Source organism: Dysgonomonas hofstadii, from assembly GCF_014196915.1.
In the GTDB taxonomy this organism is placed as follows: Bacteria; Bacteroidota; Bacteroidia; order Bacteroidales; family Dysgonomonadaceae; genus Dysgonomonas; species Dysgonomonas hofstadii.
Genome location: NZ_JACIEP010000003.1, coordinates 49,017 through 69,684, shown reverse-complemented (window position 1 = coordinate 69,684; position 20,668 = coordinate 49,017). Strand labels below are relative to the sequence as shown.

Genomic DNA, 20,668 nt, shown 5'->3' with positions numbered 1-20,668 from the left:
TATATTTATGTAAAAAACTGTATTGCCAACGGATATTTCCAATATTCTCCGTTTGCTGCTTTAACCGCAGCTATTATTATAAAGACAAGTTCGATGACAGCTATGGCAATCAGCATCGGAATACCTATAATCAATATGATCAATATGGCTGAAACAATGGCATATATGATCATGCTTATCATGAAATTGGCAATATTCTTACCATGCTTGTCTACTTCAGGATTTTCCTTATTTACTACCCACATTACAATAGGCGCAATAAAGCCTAGTCCGGGAACAATAAACCCGGCAAACTGGGACAGGTGCATAAGTAACAGATATGTATTTATCGACATACCTCCGATATCTTTACGATAGTAGTTGTCAGAATTCAATATCCGTTGTTTTTCATTCTGAAACTCTTCTTCCGAAATAACCCCTCTTTCACGAAGTTCTTCCAGTTTCCTTAAATCGTCATATTTATCCATGACTTAATTTTATTTAGTATTTGACAAAAAGTTTTTCAAGATTCTTTCTCCTACGCTCCCACTCTTTTCGGGATGAAATTGTGTGGCATAAAAATTATCCTTATGCAAAGCGGCACTAAAAGGTTGTATATAATTAGTCGTTGCTATGGTATCGTTTGTCACAGGTACATAATAACTATGTACAAAATAGACAAACTGATCCTCCAGCGACTGGTCAAACAAAGCACTCTTTACATCCATAATATTGTTCCATCCCATATGGGGTACTTTATCCTCCTGCTTCTGTGGTATAAACCGTTTCACCGGTGCATCAAAGATATTCAGGCAATCGGCATCTCCTTCTTCCGAATATGAACACATCAGCTGCATTCCCAGGCAGATACCCAGCACAGGTTGTTTCAGATCAGGAATGAGATCGGCAAAACCTGATCGACGCAAATAATCCATGGTAGTGCTGGCCTCCCCCACTCCGGGAAAAATTACTTTGTCTGCTTTTTTTATCAATTCCTTATCTTCTGTTACAACAGCATCTACACCTAAACGCTTAAAAGCGTGCTCTACAGAAAAAATATTTCCAGCGTTATATTTAATAATAGCTATATCCATTTTATTTCTTTTCCAACAGAGAATCGATCAGTTCAACCATTTCTCCAAATTCCTCCAATTTAAAAAGCCGGGTAAGCATTACAATCTTGCCATCCCTGTCGATTATTATATTCCGGGTAATACCTGCATTTTTCTCTGCATACAAAGCGAATATATCTCCCTGCGGATCGAGACCTATAGGATAAGTAACTCCTGTGGCTTTAGCAAATTTCAATACAGTTTCCGCAGGCTCTTCACGGTCAATACCATATAGAGTAAATTCAGTATTGTCCTTATGCTTTTGCCATATTTCTTTTTCTATATGAGGCATTTCCTTCCGGCATACACCACACCAGCTGGCAGTAAATTGAAGCATAACCACCTTTCCCCTTAAAGAGGATAGTTTCACTTTTTCACCGGATGGCAAACTCATCTCAAAATCGGGAGCCATATCCCCTACCTTCACCTTATACTGATCGGGGTATATGTTCTGAGCAACTGCTCCCAGGACAAAAAACAAACCGCTTAATAATATAAATAATCTGGCTTTCATGCTTCTTCTTCTTTTAATTGTCTGTTTAATAATATACGTCTAAACCATAGAGAGAATGGGATGGAGGCTAAAGCTCCCAGCACATCCGCTAAAAAATCGTACCAATCGCCCGATCGTAGCGGGAAAAACTCTGCCTGCAGAATTTCGATCAAACCACCATACAGGATTGGAACCAATATAGCAAATACTAATAATTTTAGTATGATAATATGCCCTTTCTTATCATATACATAATTGAAAGACGCAATACCTGCCAAACCAAAATACATCAAAAAATGAACGACCTTATCTGTTGGTATAAAGAACTCAAATCCTACATCCGGAACATCGTCAGGCGGAATAAGGCAGCACAGGTAAAATATTATAACGGCTACAATAGCCGGAGGCCAGGTGTATTTAAATATTCTTTTCAACATATAAGGTTACAGGGTATTAAGGTCACAGACCTATTTATTGCTTTTACAAGCACAACCATTGGTAGTTTTTAATATAGAAACTTATCTTTAAATACTATCTACCACTCATATACAAGACATCAAAGATACTGAAAATATCAATATGTATATTATTCTGCGGCAGAATCATTAAAGACTTTCATCTCGCAGACCTTGCAATCGAACGAAAGCTTTAATTTAGTATTATTATATATCAAAAAGAAAGGTTCTTTATATGGATGCCTCTCTCCCTTTTCTTTAGGACACCAGCCCAATGAATATTTAATACAATGGCGGATAAACATTAAAGGAACATCTTTTTGCTCCTGCTTTTCGAAAGCAGGTTGAGCTACCCTGGCTTCATGCTGTTCATAGAATTGCCTGCTTTTTGTGTTCATCACATTCCCCTGATAATTGATTTCCTTTTGAGGAAACGGATGGAAAGTTTGCCGGTGTTTTACAATTTCCGGTCTATATGCTATTTTCCGGACAGAGAGTAATTTATCCGTCAACTGCCTGCGCCAATCCGACAGAACAGATGCCGGAATAAACCATGATGATGCGAATTTTATATCGACACTGTCTACTGTAAAAATAGTATTGCCCGTTTTGCCCAGATTGCTTTTTATATTTTCAGTCTGAGGTTTCTGAGCTGCTTGTTTATCATATTCAAAATTAAGGACAACAACGTTTTGATCCTCGTCTGTTGCCTGTAAAGAAAACCCGAAAGGTATTTCATCGACGTCTATTTCCACCTTTATTTTCCGTTCGGCGGATTTCCTTGATAAAACCTTTTCGAATTCGTGGTCATAATTACGATAGACAAACGCGCCACGTTTTATGTCGGGAATCGAAGCCGGATAAATACGGTCACCCTCTACCCTGTTTACATTGATCCCCTCCAATTCCTTCCTGTGATTAAAGAAACAAAGCCCGTCACCATTATGAAATTCCTTCTGAGTATTAATCTTAATATATTTTGTTGTTATTTCTGTGATTTTGCCGATTGGCTCGCCTACCGATTTAGGAGAATCCAAAGACCAGATATCTTTACTACGGTCGTGCAAAAAATAGTTAGTAAAGCTACGGTTAAAGCTTTTTTCCAAATTCGGTTCAAATGCATATGTGACCGCACCCGATGACACTCTTAAATACTCGGGGCGTTTTGCAAATATAGCATCCAGCTTCTTTCTGTAATACGCCACCACATTCTTCACATACGAAACATCTTTTAGCCGCCCTTCTATCTTCAGTGAACTTACGCCTGCGTCCAGTAATTCTTCCAGATTACCGGAAAGATTCAAATCCTTCATCGATAAAAGATGTTTCTTCGAAACAATCTCTTCGCCTGCTGAGTCTACCAGCGAATAGGGCAAACGGCAATACTGGGCACAAGCACCTTTATTAGCGCTACGACCCGAAAGAGCCTGACTGAGGTAACACTGGCCGCTATAACTCACACATAAAGCACCATGCACAAAGACTTCCAAAGGAATATTTACCTGCGAAGCAATGTCGTGTATCTCATCCACTGTAAGTTCGCGAGGCAGTACCACTTGTCTGAAACCTGCTTCTTCAAGGAATTTCACTTTCTCGACTCCCCTATTGTCAACCTGTGTGCTGGCATGTAAAGCCACGGGGGGAAGATCGAGCATTGTAATGCCCATATCCTGTATAATGAGCGCATCGATCTTAGCTTCATTATAAAGCTGCCGGATAAGCAGTTCTGTTTCCTGAAGTTCTTTATCGTTTAATATTGTATTCAGAGCCACATATACTTTAGCATTGAACAGATGTGCATATTCACATAGCTGCTTAATGTCTTTCAACGTATTACCTGCAGCAGCCCGAGCGCTAAACCGAGGTGCACCTATATAAACGGCATCGGCTCCATGATTGATGGCTTCGATACCGCACTCCATGTTTTTTGCCGGAGCAAGAAGTTCTATTTTTCGCGTTTTAAGCAAGTCTGTTTATTTCCTTATTGATTATTCATTAACAGGTAATATATCCCCCAGCTCCTGTATCTTTGTTTTATCGTATGGTGTTTCCTGATAAACAAAATAATTCAGCCAATTATTGAACAGCAAATTACCATGACCTGTCCATCTCACAACAGGAGGATTTTCAGGATTATCGTTCTTATAATAATTATAAGGTATTTTTATAGGAAGTCCTTTTTCTGCATCCCGCACATATTCGTTATGAAGCGTATATGGCGCATATTCGGAATGCCCTGTGAAATAAAATTCCCTCCCGCCACGGGACATAACAATGCCTACACCCGAATCGTCCGATTCCGATAATATCTTTAATTCAGGATATTTCAGTATATCTTCCCGAGTTACTGTAGTATGCCGGCTATGCGGAATATAAAATTCATCATCGAACCCTCTGAATAAAGGGAATTTCTTATCGTGGGCTATATGTTTGAATACACCAAACATTTTTTCGGATAATGGATATTTCTTCACTCCATAGAAATGATAAAGCGCCGCCTGTGCTGCCCAACAGATATATAGCGTAGATGTAACATGAGTGCGCGCCCAATCGAATATAGATGATATTTCGGGCCAATAGGTCACATCTTTAAATTCGTAGAGCTCAACCGGAGCACCTGTAATGATCATCCCGTCATAATAATCTTCTTTCACCTCACTGAAGTTTTTATAAAACATCAGCAAATGCTCTTCGGGTGTATTTTTTGAAACATGAGTCTCCAGCTTCAGGAAATCTATTTCTACCTGTAAAGGATTATTCGATAACAACCTGATCAAATCTGTCTCTGTCATTATCTTTATCGGCATCAGATTGAGGATAAGAACCCTCAGCGGACGGATATCCTGCTGATTGGCCCTTAACTGATTCATTACAAAGATATTTTCTTTCTTTAAAATCTCTATTGCCGGAAGACTTTCTGGTATGGTAACAGGCATATTTGCTTTTTTATTAAAAATTAATTCGCAAAGTTAATGATTTTAAGGGCAAGGTATATTATTTTTGTTCTTATTATATGTTAGTAATAAATTCTGTAAAACAGATCAGATAATATGTCATTTGAACAAATAAGCGCATCGGAAGCTAAAAAAATATTAAAAACAAACTCCGCATTGCTAGTCGATATCAGAGATAGCGAAAGCTTCAGCCAAAGCCATGCCCCAGAAGCATTCCATCTTACACAAGATAATCTTCCTTCTTTTTTGAAAGATACAAATAGAAACACTCCGGTGCTCGTTATCTGTTATCATGGAAACAGCAGCCAGATAGTAGCTGGATACCTGTCAGAGCAAGGATTTGGTAAAGTGTACAGTATTATTGGCGGATATGAAGCCTGGAATTTTTAAAATTATAGTTGACTTTAAACCGAATATTTCATTAAACTTTAAAAACATTTGCTTTCTATCTTGCAACAGCTGTAAAACAAAGTAAGTGTAAGGATTCTTAATAAAGGATTAAAAAATATTAAAACTCTTATTTATCTTAAAAAATGAACATCTACATTTCTCATTCAGAAAGAAAAAGGGTAGATTTGCGTGAAGGAAAAACATTTGAATAAATAATTATAAATAAACTAATCTTAGAACTTATGAAGAGGCAAAAACTCCAATCATTTTTTTCATTGATTATGATTGTTGCTGTATTAGCTACATCCTGTAGTAAAAAGACAATCACTCCCTTAGCGAATTCGCTGTTTACGACAAATCCTTCCCCTCTTGAACTTGTTGGCACAAAAGTCCCTGTTACCATCAACGGACGTTTCCCTGCTAAATGGTTCGAAAAAGAAACTACGGTTGTTATTACTCCTGTATTGAAGTATCAGGGAGGAGAAACTCTGGGTACACCTTATACTTATCAGGGTGAAAAAGTAGCAGGAAACGGAGTAACTGTAAGCTACGAGAACGGAAGCGCCATAACAATGCGTTCAGAATTCAACTACATTCCGGCAATGAAAAAATCTGAACTCTTCCTAAGATTCGATTTTTCAAGAAAAGGCCAGACTGTTCCCGGTTTCAGTGATATAAAAATTGCTGACGGTGTAATCGCAACACAAGCACTGGCCAGTGCAGCGACAACTACTCCGGCTGTGGCTCCCGATGCATTCCAACGTATCATAAAAGAAGCTTATGATGCAGATATCATGTTCCTTATCCAACAAGCCGAATTGCGCTCAAGCGAATTGAACTCTTCAAATCTCGCCGCATGGCAGAATTTAGTAAAAGAAGCTAACGACAACCAACGTAAAAATCTTAATGTGGAAATTTCTGCTTATGCTTCACCAGACGGTGGTTTGGAACTGAATGAAAAACTAGCTGAAAAACGTGAGAAAAACACAACAGACTATTTAGTAAAGGAATTCCAGAAGAAAGATATAGATACTGAAATAAACGCAAAATACACTGCTCAGGACTGGGAAGGCTTCCAGAAACTGGTACAAGCTTCCAGCCTACAGGATAAAGATCTTGTATTAAGAGTGCTATCTATGTATCCTGACACTGAAACCAGAGAAAGAGAAATTAAAAATATCTCAGCGGTTTATTCAGGTCTTGCAGAAACTATACTTCCACAACTTCGCCGTTCCCGCTTAATCGCTAACGTTGAAGTAATAGGAAAAACAGACCAGGAATTACAGCAGGCAGCAGATTCTGACCTGTCGGGCCTTACTGTTGAAGAATTGCTTTACAGTGCAAATCTTGACGGAGTATCAAAAGAAAAGGTATATACTTATATAACTCAGAAATACCCTAACGATTATCGCGGCTGGAACAACCTCGGAGCTTACTACTATCAATCAGGACAAACAGCAAAAGCTGCACAGGCTTTCAGTAAAGCTGCCAGCGTTACATCTCTTGCACCTGAAGCAAACATGAACCAGGCATTGTTATCTTTGGCTGAAGGAAACCTTTCCAAGGCAGAGCAACAGCTAGGTAATGCATCCGGAGCAAATACACTGGGTGAAGCAATGGGATTATTGTATCTTCAGAAAGGAGATTACAACAAAGCTGTTCAGGCATTTGGCAACGCAAATACAAACAATGCCGCTGTAGCTCAGATATTAACCAAGAACTACAATAAAGCCCAGCAAATACTGAATGCTGTACCGAACAAAGATGCTACTACAAGTTATCTGTCTGCGATTGTTGCTGCCAGAACGAATAATGCATCAGGCGTAGCAGGCAACCTGAAATCGGCTATCGACAAAGGTGTTCCGACAAGCGAGATACTGAATGATATCGAATTTACACGTTTCCTTACTAATTCGGATATAAGGAATATGTTGTTGAATTAATCATAAGACATTGATTCTATTTATATAATAAGAAAGGGTTCGATAGTTAGTTATCGAACCCTTTCTTATTATATTATATTACATTGAAATCAGAATTTATATCCCAGACTAATACGGGTAATCTGGTTGTGATAATCACTTATTCCTTTTTCAGCATTAATCAGCCCATACTGATACCCCAATCCGATATAAATCTTACTGATTTGGACACCGCCACCTATATTAAGCCCGAAATCGAAACGGTTAAAATCATCGTATGAAGAACCGGTCAAATCATCTACACCTTTAAGCTTGTAATTTCCAGCTATTCCACACTTAAAGTAAACACCGGCATCAACTACAAGTTTTACCTTTTCTGTAAGATGCGGCTGAAATGACAAATTCAAGGGTAGCTCTAACGAATATTTTTGCGCTTTACCCGAATTATATAATTCAGTTACAGGATAACGAAACTGGAAAAGTGAAAATAACAACGCTGGCTGTAGATAAAAATTCCCGGATAATTGATAATCATAAGTAGCCCCTATGTGAAATCCCGCATGGTTGGAATAAGGATTATGACCTGTAATAGAACAATAATCAGCCCCACCTTTAACTCCCCATTGGGCGTGTAATGTAAATGTGAATGTGAACAAAAACAATATGCTAATAACAGCTTTTCTCATGATAGACAATTGGTTAATTAGATATTATGCAATTTAACATAAAATTAATCAATTAACAAATCGAAAGCTACCGTTTATTAAATAAACAAAAAATCTTATTTTTTATATCCGTGATAATTGATAGAATAATAGTAATCGACAGTTCCCTGCTCTATCTGGATAACAATAGCCTCTATTTCGGCATCTTTACCCTCCGGATCGTATTTTGTTTTCAGGCTGTTACCGAACAGACCGGCAAAGGTCTGATAAACACCGGCCTTGAAACTACCAACAATGGCTTTCACAATATTATAGGAAGAGGTATTACATTCCCTGTCGACAAGCTTGACTAATATCTTTCCCTGATTTTTCGTCATTTTCTTCATTTGGGGCTTGTATTCGTCCATCATGAATTTCTGCACATCTTCCAGATATTTTTGTTTTTCCTTTTCGGTCGGAAGCGTTTCCATATATTCATAAGTCTCGATAATAGCTTCAGTTATCTTACGGGCATAGGGATAGGTTTTCTTTACATCACGCACCAGTTTTGTATATTCCTGGCGTTCTTTGTTATTTTTAAATTTACGCGGGGCGAATATATAAACAGGACGAAGCTGAAACCATGCAATAGTATCACCTTCATAAATTCCGGCCACATCGATATATGTTTTAGGTTTCTCATCCTGCGCTTTGGCATAGGAAGAAAACATAGCACACACACATAATATGAACACAACTTTTTTCATATATTCTTTCGATTCAAGTTCTCAAATATACAAGAAAAATAAAAGATGATGAATGTAGAATGAAAAATTAAGAATTAATAACTCCCGGAACTATTACTTCAATTTCGAATATACCCGTACAAAACGAAGATAATAAGCGGCTAAGATGCTTTTAGAATACACAACAGGTACTGTCACAACAGCCCTCTTAGCTAAATTTTCCTGGCGGGCCTCTCTATACTCCTTGCGATTATTATAGAAATCTTTATGAGCCCTTATCACTTCTTTTGCATTGGCATACTTACCTGTCAATGTAAACTGAAAAGCGGCCACATAATCGAGAATAAGACGAATAATCATTGTCCGTTTCAGATGTTTTTGCGGCAGATTCTTATAGAGCATCAAAAGGTTATTCCTGAAATTGAGATACGTTTTGCGGGGACTTTCCTTCGTCAAGGTTGCAGCACCCACATGATAAACAGTCGAAGACGGCAAGCATACAATTCTTCTCCCCCTGCAACTGAGTCTCCAACACAGGTCTATCTCTTCCATATGGGCAAAAAAAGATGCATCAAAACCTCCTGTTTCAAAAAAGTCCGTTGAACGGATAAACAGACAGGCCCCTGTCGCCCAAAGCACATCTATAGGCTGATCGTACTGCCCGCGGTCTTCTTCTACATTCTGAAATATCCGTCCACGACAAAACGGATAACCGTATCGGTCAAGAAATCCTCCTGCGGCTCCGGCATATTCAAAGTAAACCTTATTCCGCTGCGACCGTATTTTAGGTTGAGCTGCCGCAATATCTTTATTACTATCCAGATGCCCGATTATTGGCATCAGCCAGTTTTCGGTTACTTCCACATCCGAATTGAGTAAAACAAAATATTCGGCTTCGACTTGCTGCAAAGCTTTGTTGTAACCACCGGCAAAGCCGTAATTCTCAGGTAATACAATAAGCCGGATGTCAGTATATACTGTTTGCAGGTAGTTTATAGAATCATCAGAGGAGCCATTGTCTGCCACTATTATTTCCACATCGGGATGTGTAGAGTATTTCACAACAGAAGGCAGAAATTCTTCGAGAAGTTTCCTACCGTTCCAGTTGAGAATAACAACAGCTACTTTTTTCATTTGCGGATTTGCTGTATACGTTCTACTTCCTCATGAGTCCTTTTCCACCTCTTATGTGTCCAAAGCCAGTATGCAGGATCGCGAAGAATTGTTTTTTCCATTGCACGGATATAAGTTTCCGTTATCCGATTATCCGGTTCATCTTTCGGTTTATCAGCAATCAGCCGCACGGTACCCTTATAGTATCCCCGCTTTATTTTCTCCATATCGAGATAGAACACCGCATATCCGGTTTGTTTGGCAATACGTTCTACACCCGTAAATACAGGAGTATCCTGGTTCAGGAAATCTGTCCAATAGTGAATATTCACCGCCGAAGGAGTCTGATCCGCCATAAAACCGATAAGAATTTGTTTCTTTTCCCTTCTAAGTTTTATAATGGCGCGTAATGTTTCATTTTTAGGAATGCTCAGCGAACCAAAACGACTGCGAATCTTTAGAAACAAATCGTCGACAGCCTTATTTCTCAATGGTTTATATATTTGACCAAGCATTATATCTTCCTCTCCAACTCCTCTAAACTGCATTGTGATGGAAGGTACCCATTCCCAGTTACAATAATGCCCCAGAAACATAAGCGCAGAATTCCCGTCTTTCTTCATTCGTTCTCTTACCAGATCCATATTATCGAACTGCATTCTTTTAGCCATCTGTTTATCTGAAATATGCAGAAGTTTAATTGTTTCTACAAAATAATCGCAGAAGTGATGATAGAATCTACGTTCAATCTCATTTCTTTCCTTTTCTGTTTTTTCAGGAAAACACAATGAAAGATTACCTCGGACAACCTTAAGGCGATATCCCGCGATCTTGTACACAAATAAATACAGTATATCCGATAAAATATAAAGTACCCTGAATGGCAACAAGGCATGCAGATACATCCAGAAATACAATATATAATACAGTAGTTTATCCATAACTTATCCTTCTACAAGTGCTGACTTCATTTTATTAAAATTTCCCAAAGTAACAATTTTTATTTCATTCGCTTTTTTCTCGCTATACGGAGTTTCCACTTTTACATAATTTTCAGTAAAGCCATACATCACTTTTTCATGCTGTGCATGCTCGAACAACACCTTATGAGCTGTTCCTTGCTGCGATTGATAAAACGCCTGCAATTTCCGGTCCGAGATATCCAATAACACTTTGCAACGAGCATGCTTAGTCTTCGGATCAACCTCATGTTCAATCTTTAAAGCCTGCGTATTAGGACGTTCAGAGTAGGTAAACACATGAAGTTGGGAAAAATCAAGGCTTTCGAGAAATTGCACTGTTTCTTCGAAATATTCGTCCGTCTCGCCACGGGTTCCCACAATTACATCTACCCCAATAAAAGCATACGGTAATATGGATTTTATTTTTTCCACTTTGTGACGGAATAATGCCGTATCGTAACGGCGACGCATCAACTTCAATACAGTATCCGATCCGGCCTGTAAAGGGATATGAAAATGTGGCGCAAACCGCTTCGAACGAGCAACAAATTCTATAATCTCATCAGTTAATAAGTTAGGTTCTATCGACGAAATACGAAAACGTTCAATACCGTCCACTTCATCCAACTCCTTTATAAGGTCAATAAAGCTTTCACCTGTAGTCTTGCCGAAATCCCCGATATTTACACCTGTCAGAACTATTTCTTTTCCCCCTTTGGCAGCCACTTCTTGCGCCTGCTTCACCATGCTTTCAATTGCCCCGTTACGGCTGCGTCCCCGGGCAAATGGTATGGTACAAAACGAACAGAAATAGTCACATCCATCCTGCACTTTCAGGAAATAGCGTGTACGATCGTCCTGTGAGCATGATGGCACAAATGATTTTATCTTACTTGTTTTAGATGTGTGTATTACTCCCTTATCTTTCTTCTTTAACTCATCCAGATAAGCTACTACATCCAGCTTCTGTTCCGAACCCAAGACAATATCCACACCTTTTATTCCCGAAATATCTTCCGGCTTCAATTGCGCATAACATCCGGTAACAATCACATAAGCCCCCGGATTTTCTTTTATCAGTTTACGCACGGCTTGCCGGCATTTTTTATCTGCAAATTCTGTAACAGAGCAAGTATTAATGACACAAATATCTGCTATTTCCCCTTCCCTGGCCTTGCGTACACCGACCTGCAATAACTGCCTGCCAATGGCTGATGTCTCGGCAAAGTTCAATTTGCAGCCCAATGTAAGGTATGCGGCCTTTTTATTTTCAAATATTGAATTATCTATCATTATTGTTGTGAGAACCTAAATAAATTATTTTGAACACAATAGCCAATAAACACAAAACATGGCTGTTTTAAAAAGAGTACAAAATTACATAATTGTTACAACTTTAACGACAAAATACTTGTAGATTCTATGCAGACTTCCTATTTTTGCACAAATTCATCAAAAATGAGCAATATTTATGATCGATAAGAATCTAATTGAGTTATATGAAAACAGCTTCAAAAATAATTGGGATCTAAAAGGATTATCTGATTACTCCGAGAAGAAAACCTTATATTATAAAGACCTCGCCCGTGAAATAGCACGTATACATATTCTGTTATCGGAAGCCAAGGTGAAAAAAGGAGACAAGATTGCACTGATAGGCAAAAACAATATCCCCTGGTGCGCTACTTATCTGGCTGTTATCACATATGGTGGAATAATAGTCCCCATACTACAGGATTTTCACGCAGACAACGTACAACATATCATCAACCATTCCGAATCTAAACTTTTATTCACCAATACTACTATATGGGAATCATTGGACGAGGATTATTTACCTAGCATAAGAGGCGCTTTTTCAGTTAACGATCTTAGTTTTAAATGTTTGTATGAACGAAAAGGGGAACATTTTTCTCTTATCAGTGAGTCTCTTAATGATAAAATGAATCAGAAATATCCGAAAGGTTTTACTTCTGACAATATTAAATATGCAGAAGTAAATAATTCGGAAGTTGTACTTATCAATTATACATCAGGAACAACCGGTTTTAGCAAGGGAGTGATGTTAACGGCAAATAATCTGGCCGGGAATATAACCCATGCACATTACCTTAAACTATTATTCAGAGGACAAAACATAGTGTCCTTTCTGCCGCTGGCTCATGCATATGGCTGTGCTTTCGAATTTCTCTATTCCCTGACAGAAGGTTCGCATACCACTTTGTTAGGAAAAGCACCTTCCCCTAAAATACTGTCGGAAGCTTTTGCAGAAATCAAACCTCATCTGATAATATCGGTACCATTAGTTATAGAAAAGATATATAAAAAGTCCATTCTGCCTAAGATTGAAAAACCTGCCATAAAGATGGCGCTTAAAGTGCCAATCGTAAGAGACCAGATATATGCAAAAATAAGAAAAGGACTGATGGAAGGTCTGGGAGGCAATTTCCATGAGGTTATTATCGGAGGAGCCGCCCTAAACGGAGAAGTAGAAGCCTTCCTGCACAAAATTAAATTCCCATTTACCGTGGGGTACGGAATGACCGAATGCGCTCCATTGATATCCTACGATCATAACTATGACTTTATACCCACTTCCTGTGGAAAAATACTGGACAATATAATGGAAGTCCGTATCGATTCGGAAGATCCGTACAACATTGTAGGAGAAATACAGGTTCGTGGAGAAAATGTGATGAAGGGCTACTATAAGAATGAGGAAGCCACCAAAGCTGCTTTTACAGAAGACGGATGGCTCAGGACAGGAGACCTGGGCACGATAGACAAAAACAACCGTATATTTATACGCGGCCGTAGCAAAACAATGTTATTAGGACCAAGCGGACAAAATATTTTCCCTGAGGAAATAGAATCGAAGCTCAACAATATGCCTTTTGTGATGGAAAGCCTTATCGTAGAGCGTAGCGGTAAACTGGTAGCATTGGTGCATCCCGACTATGAAACAATGGACGCCGCACATGTTGACCAGGAAATGCTACCTGCTATAATGGATCAGAATAAGCAAAATCTCAACAAGATGCTCGCCAGTTACGAAAATATCTCCGCAATACAGATTTACCCTGGTGAATTTGAAAAAACTCCTAAAAAAAGCATAAAAAGATATTTGTATGAAAATTAATCTATTATAGACGAAAAAACGAAAAAAAGTCGTTTTTTGAATTATTTCCAGAAAAAATACTAAAAAAATTATAATTGTGTTATACAACATAACGTAATTATTATATATCTTTGCAGCGTGTTATCAGAAATAACTCAAATACATTTACCGTTTAAGTTTTAATAGAAAGAAAAATGAAAAAATTAGTATTATTTGCTGTTGCTATCGTTGCAATCTCTTTCGCTTCTTGTGGTGGAAGCAAACCTTCTCCGGAAGAAGAGCAAAAAAGAATCCAGGATTCTATTGCCAGAGCAGACTCTATTGCTAAAGTTGAAGCTGAAGCAGCTCTTCAGGCAGATTCTTTGGCTAAAGTTCAAGCAGTTCTTGACTCAATCGCTGCTCTTGAGAAAAAGTAATCCGGCGAACAACACAAAAGGATTAAACCTGTATGATCACTCATATAGGTTTTTTTATTTTAGCCTTTCAAGGCGCCATATTTACACGCCCCTATGTTTATGAATGTTTTTTTCGATAAAAACACTATCTTTGTACATTGGGATTTAGACACAAACAAATCAGAAAAGTCATATTGAAACAAATGGAAGTTGAAAAAGAGCATTGGGATATTATCATAAAGCCCAAGAATGAAAAGTTCTCTTTAAACTACAAGGAAGTATGGAAATACAGAGACCTTGTGAGAATGTATATTCGTCGCGATATAGTAACCCAGTATAAGCAAACGATTTTAGGGCCGTTATGGTATGTAATACAGCCACTATTTACATCACTGATGTATCTCGTTATTTTTGGGAATATCGCCAATATATCGACTGATGGCATACCTCACATACCATTCTATATGTCGGGATTATTATTTTGGAACTACTTTTCGGAATGTATGGGACGGGGATCATCAACCTTTGCTGGAAATGCCGGAGTTTTCAGCAAGGTGTATTTTCCACGGTTGGTTGTTCCCATATCAGGGCTAATATCCGGATTACTTAAATTAGGAATACAATTTGCCCTATTCTTAGGCATTTATATTTATTACATCAACCAGGGAGCAAATATAAACCCGAACGCAACCATACTTCTCTTCCCCCTTCTTATATTGATGTCTGCTTTCATGGGACTTGGCTTTGGTATCATCATATCTTCTCTCACAGTAAAATACAGGGATCTGGCTATACTATTCGGATTTCTCACACAATTATGGATGTATGCCACTCCTATTGCCTATCCGCTTTCAGCTATTCCTAATAAGGTCAAAAGCTTCCGGTGGATCGTAGAACTCAATCCAATGACATCTATTGTAGAAACAATGAGATACTCCTTTATGGGAGAAGGAGCATTTTCGTGGTGGGCTCTGGGATATAGTTTTGTTGTAACCATTGTTCTAGTCATATTCGGTTCCTGGATTTTCAACAAAATGGAACGGAAATTTATCGATATTGTATAATTGAAATACTGAACATATGTCAGATATAGCGATAAAATTTGATGGTATATCAAAACAGTACAGGTTAGGAACAGTCGGTACAGGTACAATTAGCCACGATATAAACAGATGGTGGCATCTTGTTAGAGGAAAAGATGATCCATATCTTAAAATAGGTGAAGTTAACGACCGTTCAAAAAAAACAAAGAGCGGATATGTATGGGCTTTAAAAGATATCTCCTTTGAGGTAAAACAAGGCGATATTGTTGGAATAATAGGAAAGAACGGAGCCGGGAAATCAACCTTGTTAAAACTGTTATCACGGGTTACTGCTCCTACAGAAGGCTCAATAAGAGCTAAAGGACGCATAGGTTCATTGTTAGAGGTCGGCACAGGATTTCATCCCGAACTTACAGGCAGGGAAAACATCTACATGAACGGTACTATAATGGGTATGACCAAAACGGAGATAACGAGTAGACTCGATGAAATAATTGATTTCGCCGGAGTAGAAAAATACATAGACACCCCAACAAAACGCTATTCCTCGGGAATGACAGTACGCCTGGGCTTTGCTATAGCCGCTCATCTGGAACCTGAGATATTGGTTGTAGACGAAGTATTGGCTGTAGGAGACGCTGAATTTCAGAAGAAGGCAATAGGAAAGATGAAAGATGTTTCGGAAGGAGCAGGAAGAACTGTATTATTCGTAAGCCATAATATGCAGGCTGTTTCTACGTTGACTAATAATAGTGTTTTATTGGCAGATGGCAAAGTTGAGATGATCGATAAAACAGAGAATGTAATTCAAAGATACTTATCTTCTGCTCAATTTGACAATATATACATTAATAATAACAGATATTCGGACAAACCAACTATTACAAAAGTAGAATGCATATCATCTCATGCAGGTAACATTCAGCAATTGGGTGAACGAATGGAGTTCATTTTCGAAATAGAGAATCCTATATATGTACAATCCGCTGCAATTTCTTATCAAATAGTTAATTCAAGAAATATTCCGGTTTTGCATATTTTAAATTTAAGTGAAGAAATTCCATTCTGTAAAGAGCCAGGGAAATATATAATAAAATCTACTATACCTAAAATTCATTTATATCCTGATAATTATCGATTAATTGTACATTTTGCTGATAATAAAACCAAAACAAAATATGAAACTCTGATCGACATTGTTTCCTTCGAAGTCAAAGTTTTTGGAAATCTGCGAGATTATTATTGGTATCCCAATAATGCAACTTACGTAGAAAATTCATTCTGGAATATAGAAAAATAAACTAAAGTTTATCAAATTAGTTTATACCATTCTCTCAAAGAAGATATATTGATATAAACAATATATAAAGAATCTGGTTAAATTAATTAACAAAACATATATACAATGAATATTATTAGCCCTGTAACAGGTAGAAAAAATGCCAAAGTTGTAAAAAAATTAAATCATCAAATCATAATTGATTTATATAAAAAAGATCTTGGCATAGATACAAAAAAATATTTTTTAAATAAAGATGTAATAATTTATAAATGTAAAGATTCTTTATATCGTTTTTATTACCCTGCTACACTCGCAGGAGATGACTTATTCTATGAAGAATTACAAATGCGTCCCAAATCATATTATTCGTGGAGGTGGGAACATCAAAAAGCATTAGATGAAATAAATAAAGATGACTTTGTATTGGATGTAGGATGTGGTTCCGGCTATTTTCTGGAAAAACTATTAAATAAAACTACTAATATAAAAGGATTGGAATATAACGATTTAGCAATAAAACAATGCAAAGAAAAAAACATTCCAGTTGTTAAATCAGATATTCAGCATTTTTCAAAGGAAAACATTGAAACTTTTGATGTTGTTTGTGCTTTTCAGGTGTTAGAGCACGTTTACGATATACAATCTTTTATTGATTCTTGTGTACAAGTTCTCAAACCCAACGGAAAACTGATTATAGGAGTACCCAACAACAACCCATACCTATTTAAACATGATCTTTATCACACATTGAATTTACCTCCGCATCATATAGGTTTATGGAATAAAAAATCATTAAAGAGATTGCCTCGTTTCTTTTCTTTAAAAAATGACAATTTATACATTGAGCCAAATAACCATTATGATCACTGGTTTAATGTACAAATAAACTATTTCTTTGGAAAAAGTGTAATTGGTAAAATTGTAAGAAGAGCTACATATAAGATTGTGAAAAAATTTAGCTCATCTATCGATGGAAGAAATATATTAGCTATATATAGAAAGGATGACAAATAAATACGACAATTTTACAGATATCCCTTTTATAACGAATAATTTAGACAGATACTTTATTCGCACATCTATATTTAATTTTATAAAGAAAAGTTTGACATATTTCAAAGGTAGCCTACTTGATGTCGGATGCGGGCAGATGCCTTATCGTAAGTACATTTTTGAAAACAGCCAGATTGAGACATATACAGGGCTAGACATAGATACGGCAATAGAATACAACAAAGACATTAGACCCGATTATACATGGGATGGAAAAACTATACCATTCAGTAATGAAAGCTATGATACCCTCATTGCAACTGAAGTGCTGGAACATTGTCCTTATCCTGCCGAAATTCTTCAGGAAATGAAAAGGGTACTAAAGAAAGATGGATATATATTTCTCTCCATGCCTTTTCTTTGGCCACTTCATGAGACACCTCATGATGAATACAGATACACTCCTTTTGCAGTAAAGCGTTTATTTGAAGAAGCTGGATTCAGGGATATAAAAATTTATGCAGGTGGAGGATGGCATGCCAGTATGGCTCAAATGTTAGGATTATGGGTTAGAAGAAGTGGCTTGTCTGCTAAGAAAAAAAAATATTTATCTGTTATACTAAAACCAATTATCAAATACTTATTAAAAAAAGATAAACCGCCGACTAACTTTCACGAAGGCTTAATGATTACCAACCTATTTGTACAGGCTATCAAATAAGTAAAATATGAAAATAAACCTAGCTCTCATATCTCCAAATCTGAATGCATATTCTGAAACATTTATTCAAAATCACAAAAAATATTTTGATGCGAATGTCAAATTCTATTATGGAGGATATCTGCCCATCTTCCTGGAAGAAGAGGCTTTATTGGGACTAAATAAAAAAGAGAGAATAATCCGCTATATAAAAGAAAGAATTCTAAAAAAGAAACCGGAATATACAGAAAAAGAGAAAGCATTAATTAATTCTTTCAAGAAACACAAAATAGATGTTGTATATGCTGAATATGGCCCTACAGGAGCAGCTATAACCAATATTTGCAAGAAATTAGACATTCCTTTTATAGTCAATTTTCATGGAGCAGATATTTCCGTAAATGATATTATTGAAAATTATAAGGAGCAATATGAAAGACTCTTTGATCATTCTTCAAAAATCATTGTAGTATCCAGACAAATGTACAATCGCCTGATTGATATGGGATGTTCTGCCGAGAAACTTGAATATATAACTTATGGGCCAGAAGATGATTTTTTTGATATTCAACCGACCTATAAAGAGAATTCATTCCTCTCTGTTGGTCGATTTGTCGATAAAAAGGCTCCTTATTACACGATTCTGGCATTAAAAAAAATTGTAGAAAAATATCCCGATGCAAAATTATATATGGCAGGAGACGGTCCCCTCTTTAATACCTGCATTAATATGACAAAACAATTAGCTTTAGAGAATAACGTAATATTTTTAGGAGCTTTAAGTCATGCTGAATTACTATCGTATTATGAAAAGGCGAAAGCCTATGTTCAACATTCAATTACAGCAGCAAATGGCGATATGGAAGGAACTCCTGTTGCTATATTAGAAGCATCCGCTGCAGCTTTACCAGTTATTTCTACCAGACATGCAGGCATACCAGATGTTATAATTGATGGAGAAACCGGATTTTTAGTAGATGAACACGATGTAGATGGTATGGCTGAAAACATGATAAAACTACTGGACAATCCTGATTTATCAGAGAAAATGGGTAAAGCCGGACGTAAAAATATATTTGAAAAATATAGGATGGAAATACATATGGATAATTTGAATAAGGTTATTCATGATGTAATAAAATAACTACACCTATGAAAATACTACATGTCAATACCAAAGACACGGGAGGTGCAGCAAATGCATGCATGCGCATCCATAAAACTCTTATAGAAAAGGGTATTGACTCAAAGGTTCTATTATTACATAAAACAAAGGATATACCCGAAACATATCAGTTCGACTATTGGAATAATATAAAAAATAGAATCGATGGATTATACAGGAGTTTAAAATCAAGATACTATAAAAAAAAGCTTTCGAAATTCAGTACATTTCGCCAAAAATATCCTGTTGAGGCTTTTACAAATCCTCAAACAATATATGATATTACCAAGCACCCCCTTTACAAAGAAGCCGATATAATACAATTGAATTGGGTTTCAGGTTTTTTAGACGAACCTAGCTTTTTTAGAAAAAACAAAAAACCTGTGGTCTGGAGAATGGCAGACTTATATATATGCGGTGGAGGCAATCATTATGAAAAAGAATTTCCTTTCGGGACATATCATAACATGATAAAGAAAAATTATAAGATAAGGAAAAATAGCCTGACAGGGAAGAAAATTAACATCGTTGCCATTTCAAACTGGACTAAATCGAAAGCTGAAAAAAGCGAATTGTTGAAAGGGAACCCTATTACCGTCATACAAAACGGGATAGATTCCGATATATTTAAACAGTTCGATAAAAAAGAAGCAAGGGAATTACTAGGATTACCCCTTGATAAAAGAATCATTTTATTCGGAGCCGAAGCATTGCTTGTTAAGAGAAAAGGTATGGATTTATTGCTCGAAGCAATAAATAGACCTGACTTTTCCAATTATTTATTTTGCGCCTTTGGAAATTCACCCGAATGGCTTCAAAAGAACATTTTCAGTTTGGGGCTTATACATGATGAAAATAAACTATCTTTGATATATTCTGCTGCTGACATATTTGTAATGCCTTCTATAGAAGAAACTTTTGGTCAGGTAATTATCGAATCCCTGTCTTGTGGGACTCCTGTTGTTTCATTCCCTACAGGAGGTGCTTTGGATGTAATAAGAACAGGATTCAATGGAATTATTACAGATCATTTTTCATCAGATGATTTGGCTAATGCAATACAAGAAGCGATTAATACACATTTCGATAATAATAAAATCAGAGAAGATATATTATCTCGTTTTAATATAAAAATTCAAACAGATAAGTACATCGAATTATATAAATCTATTCTGAATAAAGAATCTGTAATTTAAAAGAAA

General features: G+C 36.9%; 21 protein-coding genes. 10 read left to right on the top strand and 11 right to left on the bottom strand.

The features are described from left to right. Positions 1 to 5 precede the first annotated feature (5 nt). The 6 genes from GGR21_RS04700 to metA form a co-directional block, all read right to left on the bottom strand. A complete protein-coding gene (locus GGR21_RS04700) occupies positions 6 to 467 on the bottom strand; it encodes a DUF4870 domain-containing protein (protein WP_183306039.1) in 462 nt (153 codons plus the stop codon). Positions 468 to 476: 9 nt separating this feature from the next. Next, on the bottom strand, positions 477 to 1,073 hold the full coding sequence (hisH, locus tag GGR21_RS04695; protein WP_183306038.1) for an imidazole glycerol phosphate synthase subunit HisH: 597 nt from the start codon (positions 1,071 to 1,073) through the stop codon (positions 477 to 479). A gap of 1 nt (position 1,074) precedes the next feature. Continuing rightward, positions 1,075 to 1,605 (bottom strand): TlpA family protein disulfide reductase, encoded by a 531-nt coding sequence (locus tag GGR21_RS04690; RefSeq protein WP_183306037.1) that lies wholly within the window; start codon positions 1,603 to 1,605, stop codon positions 1,075 to 1,077. Beyond that, positions 1,602 to 2,021 carry a VanZ family protein gene (locus tag GGR21_RS04685; RefSeq protein ID WP_183306036.1) on the bottom strand — a complete coding sequence of 140 codons (420 nt, stop codon included), beginning with the start codon at positions 2,019 to 2,021 and terminating at the stop codon, positions 1,602 to 1,604. The genes GGR21_RS04690 and GGR21_RS04685 overlap by 4 nt, the downstream gene beginning before the upstream one ends. A 149-nt stretch (positions 2,022 to 2,170) precedes the next feature. Continuing rightward, complete coding sequence (locus GGR21_RS04680) at positions 2,171 to 4,006, bottom strand: peptidase U32 family protein (protein ID WP_183306035.1); 1,836 nt, start codon at positions 4,004 to 4,006, stop codon at positions 2,171 to 2,173. A gap of 21 nt (positions 4,007 to 4,027) precedes the next feature. Then, the gene (gene metA, locus GGR21_RS04675; protein WP_183306034.1) at positions 4,028 to 4,975 is read right to left on the bottom strand and encodes a homoserine O-acetyltransferase MetA; all 948 of its coding nucleotides are present in this window, start codon (positions 4,973 to 4,975) and stop codon (positions 4,028 to 4,030) included. Between the two features lie 114 nt (positions 4,976 to 5,089). On the opposite strand from metA, the gene glpE reads away from it, so the two are divergent. Together glpE and GGR21_RS04665 are read left to right on the top strand one after the other, a co-directional pair. Continuing rightward, positions 5,090 to 5,383: a thiosulfate sulfurtransferase GlpE gene (glpE, locus tag GGR21_RS04670; protein WP_183306033.1), complete on the top strand. Its 294-nt coding sequence runs from the start codon at positions 5,090 to 5,092 to the stop codon at positions 5,381 to 5,383. Positions 5,384 to 5,625: 242 nt separating this feature from the next. After that, a complete protein-coding gene (locus GGR21_RS04665) occupies positions 5,626 to 7,326 on the top strand; it encodes a hypothetical protein (protein WP_183306032.1) in 1,701 nt (566 codons plus the stop codon). A gap of 89 nt (positions 7,327 to 7,415) precedes the next feature. On the opposite strand, the gene GGR21_RS04660 is transcribed toward GGR21_RS04665, so the two are convergent. The 5 genes from GGR21_RS04660 to mtaB all read right to left on the bottom strand — a co-directional run bounded on the left by GGR21_RS04660 (position 7,416) and on the right by mtaB (position 12,063). Continuing rightward, a complete protein-coding gene (locus GGR21_RS04660) occupies positions 7,416 to 7,991 on the bottom strand; it encodes an outer membrane beta-barrel protein (RefSeq protein WP_183306031.1) in 576 nt (191 codons plus the stop codon). 95 nt (positions 7,992 to 8,086) lie between these two features. Then, the gene (locus GGR21_RS04655) at positions 8,087 to 8,716 is read right to left on the bottom strand and encodes a DUF4294 domain-containing protein (RefSeq protein WP_183306030.1); all 630 of its coding nucleotides are present in this window, start codon (positions 8,714 to 8,716) and stop codon (positions 8,087 to 8,089) included. A 93-nt stretch (positions 8,717 to 8,809) separates the two neighbouring features. Then, positions 8,810 to 9,829 carry a glycosyltransferase family 2 protein gene (locus tag GGR21_RS04650; RefSeq protein WP_183306029.1) on the bottom strand — a complete coding sequence of 340 codons (1,020 nt, stop codon included), beginning with the start codon at positions 9,827 to 9,829 and terminating at the stop codon, positions 8,810 to 8,812. Beyond that, entirely contained in the window at positions 9,826 to 10,749 is a 924-nt protein-coding gene (locus GGR21_RS04645; protein WP_183306028.1) for a lysophospholipid acyltransferase family protein, read from the bottom strand. Before GGR21_RS04645 ends, GGR21_RS04650 begins: the two co-directional genes overlap by 4 nt. Positions 10,750 to 10,752: 3 nt before the next feature. Continuing rightward, positions 10,753 to 12,063 carry a tRNA (N(6)-L-threonylcarbamoyladenosine(37)-C(2))-methylthiotransferase MtaB gene (gene mtaB, locus GGR21_RS04640; protein WP_183306027.1) on the bottom strand — a complete coding sequence of 437 codons (1,311 nt, stop codon included), beginning with the start codon at positions 12,061 to 12,063 and terminating at the stop codon, positions 10,753 to 10,755. A 178-nt stretch (positions 12,064 to 12,241) separates the two neighbouring features. On the opposite strand from mtaB, the gene GGR21_RS04635 reads away from it, so the two are divergent. The 8 genes from GGR21_RS04635 to GGR21_RS04600 all read left to right on the top strand — a co-directional run bounded on the left by GGR21_RS04635 (position 12,242) and on the right by GGR21_RS04600 (position 20,662). Further along, on the top strand, positions 12,242 to 13,909 hold the full coding sequence (locus tag GGR21_RS04635; RefSeq protein WP_183306026.1) for an AMP-binding protein: 1,668 nt from the start codon (positions 12,242 to 12,244) through the stop codon (positions 13,907 to 13,909). Between the two features lie 173 nt (positions 13,910 to 14,082). Further along, positions 14,083 to 14,304, top strand: coding sequence for a hypothetical protein (locus GGR21_RS04630; protein ID WP_183306025.1), 222 nt, complete (start codon positions 14,083 to 14,085; stop codon positions 14,302 to 14,304). Between the two features lie 182 nt (positions 14,305 to 14,486). Continuing rightward, complete coding sequence (locus tag GGR21_RS04625; protein ID WP_183306024.1) at positions 14,487 to 15,347, top strand: ABC transporter permease; 861 nt, start codon at positions 14,487 to 14,489, stop codon at positions 15,345 to 15,347. A gap of 16 nt (positions 15,348 to 15,363) precedes the next feature. Then, the gene (locus GGR21_RS20880; RefSeq protein ID WP_183306023.1) at positions 15,364 to 16,626 is read left to right on the top strand and encodes an ABC transporter ATP-binding protein; all 1,263 of its coding nucleotides are present in this window, start codon (positions 15,364 to 15,366) and stop codon (positions 16,624 to 16,626) included. A 105-nt stretch (positions 16,627 to 16,731) separates the two neighbouring features. Beyond that, a complete protein-coding gene (locus tag GGR21_RS04615; RefSeq protein WP_183306022.1) occupies positions 16,732 to 17,622 on the top strand; it encodes a class I SAM-dependent methyltransferase in 891 nt (296 codons plus the stop codon). Further along, positions 17,612 to 18,322, top strand: a complete 711-nt coding sequence (locus GGR21_RS04610) for a class I SAM-dependent methyltransferase (RefSeq protein ID WP_183306021.1) — start codon at positions 17,612 to 17,614, stop codon at positions 18,320 to 18,322. The genes GGR21_RS04615 and GGR21_RS04610 overlap by 11 nt, the downstream gene beginning before the upstream one ends. 7 nt (positions 18,323 to 18,329) lie before the next feature. Further along, complete coding sequence (locus tag GGR21_RS04605; RefSeq protein WP_183306020.1) at positions 18,330 to 19,445, top strand: glycosyltransferase; 1,116 nt, start codon at positions 18,330 to 18,332, stop codon at positions 19,443 to 19,445. Positions 19,446 to 19,453: 8 nt separating this feature from the next. Beyond that, entirely contained in the window at positions 19,454 to 20,662 is a 1,209-nt protein-coding gene (locus GGR21_RS04600; protein WP_183306019.1) for a glycosyltransferase, read from the top strand. Positions 20,663 to 20,668 lie beyond the last annotated feature (6 nt).

What these genes read in the sequence shown, in the direction of transcription:
- GGR21_RS04625 (WP_183306024.1), top strand. Translation starts at nt 14,487, where the DNA reads ATGGAAGTTGAAAAAGAGCATTGGGATATTATCATAAAGCCCAAGAAT.
- metA (WP_183306034.1), bottom strand. Translation starts at nt 4,975, where the DNA reads ATGCCTGTTACCATACCAGAAAGTCTTCCGGCAATAGAGATTTTAAAG.
- GGR21_RS04685 (WP_183306036.1), bottom strand. Translation starts at nt 2,021, where the DNA reads ATGTTGAAAAGAATATTTAAATACACCTGGCCTCCGGCTATTGTAGCC.
- GGR21_RS04690 (WP_183306037.1), bottom strand. Translation starts at nt 1,605, where the DNA reads ATGAAAGCCAGATTATTTATATTATTAAGCGGTTTGTTTTTTGTCCTG.
- GGR21_RS04650 (WP_183306029.1), bottom strand. Translation starts at nt 9,829, where the DNA reads ATGAAAAAAGTAGCTGTTGTTATTCTCAACTGGAACGGTAGGAAACTT.
- GGR21_RS04645 (WP_183306028.1), bottom strand. Translation starts at nt 10,749, where the DNA reads ATGGATAAACTACTGTATTATATATTGTATTTCTGGATGTATCTGCAT.
- GGR21_RS20880 (WP_183306023.1), top strand. Translation starts at nt 15,364, where the DNA reads ATGTCAGATATAGCGATAAAATTTGATGGTATATCAAAACAGTACAGG.
- GGR21_RS04655 (WP_183306030.1), bottom strand. Translation starts at nt 8,716, where the DNA reads ATGAAAAAAGTTGTGTTCATATTATGTGTGTGTGCTATGTTTTCTTCC.
- hisH (WP_183306038.1), bottom strand. Translation starts at nt 1,073, where the DNA reads ATGGATATAGCTATTATTAAATATAACGCTGGAAATATTTTTTCTGTA.
- GGR21_RS04615 (WP_183306022.1), top strand. Translation starts at nt 16,732, where the DNA reads ATGAATATTATTAGCCCTGTAACAGGTAGAAAAAATGCCAAAGTTGTA.
- GGR21_RS04600 (WP_183306019.1), top strand. Translation starts at nt 19,454, where the DNA reads ATGAAAATACTACATGTCAATACCAAAGACACGGGAGGTGCAGCAAAT.
- GGR21_RS04605 (WP_183306020.1), top strand. Translation starts at nt 18,330, where the DNA reads ATGAAAATAAACCTAGCTCTCATATCTCCAAATCTGAATGCATATTCT.
- mtaB (WP_183306027.1), bottom strand. Translation starts at nt 12,063, where the DNA reads ATGATAGATAATTCAATATTTGAAAATAAAAAGGCCGCATACCTTACA.
- GGR21_RS04665 (WP_183306032.1), top strand. Translation starts at nt 5,626, where the DNA reads ATGAAGAGGCAAAAACTCCAATCATTTTTTTCATTGATTATGATTGTT.
- GGR21_RS04660 (WP_183306031.1), bottom strand. Translation starts at nt 7,991, where the DNA reads ATGAGAAAAGCTGTTATTAGCATATTGTTTTTGTTCACATTCACATTT.
- GGR21_RS04635 (WP_183306026.1), top strand. Translation starts at nt 12,242, where the DNA reads ATGATCGATAAGAATCTAATTGAGTTATATGAAAACAGCTTCAAAAAT.
- glpE (WP_183306033.1), top strand. Translation starts at nt 5,090, where the DNA reads ATGTCATTTGAACAAATAAGCGCATCGGAAGCTAAAAAAATATTAAAA.
- GGR21_RS04610 (WP_183306021.1), top strand. Translation starts at nt 17,612, where the DNA reads ATGACAAATAAATACGACAATTTTACAGATATCCCTTTTATAACGAAT.
- GGR21_RS04630 (WP_183306025.1), top strand. Translation starts at nt 14,083, where the DNA reads ATGAAAAAATTAGTATTATTTGCTGTTGCTATCGTTGCAATCTCTTTC.
- GGR21_RS04700 (WP_183306039.1), bottom strand. Translation starts at nt 467, where the DNA reads ATGGATAAATATGACGATTTAAGGAAACTGGAAGAACTTCGTGAAAGA.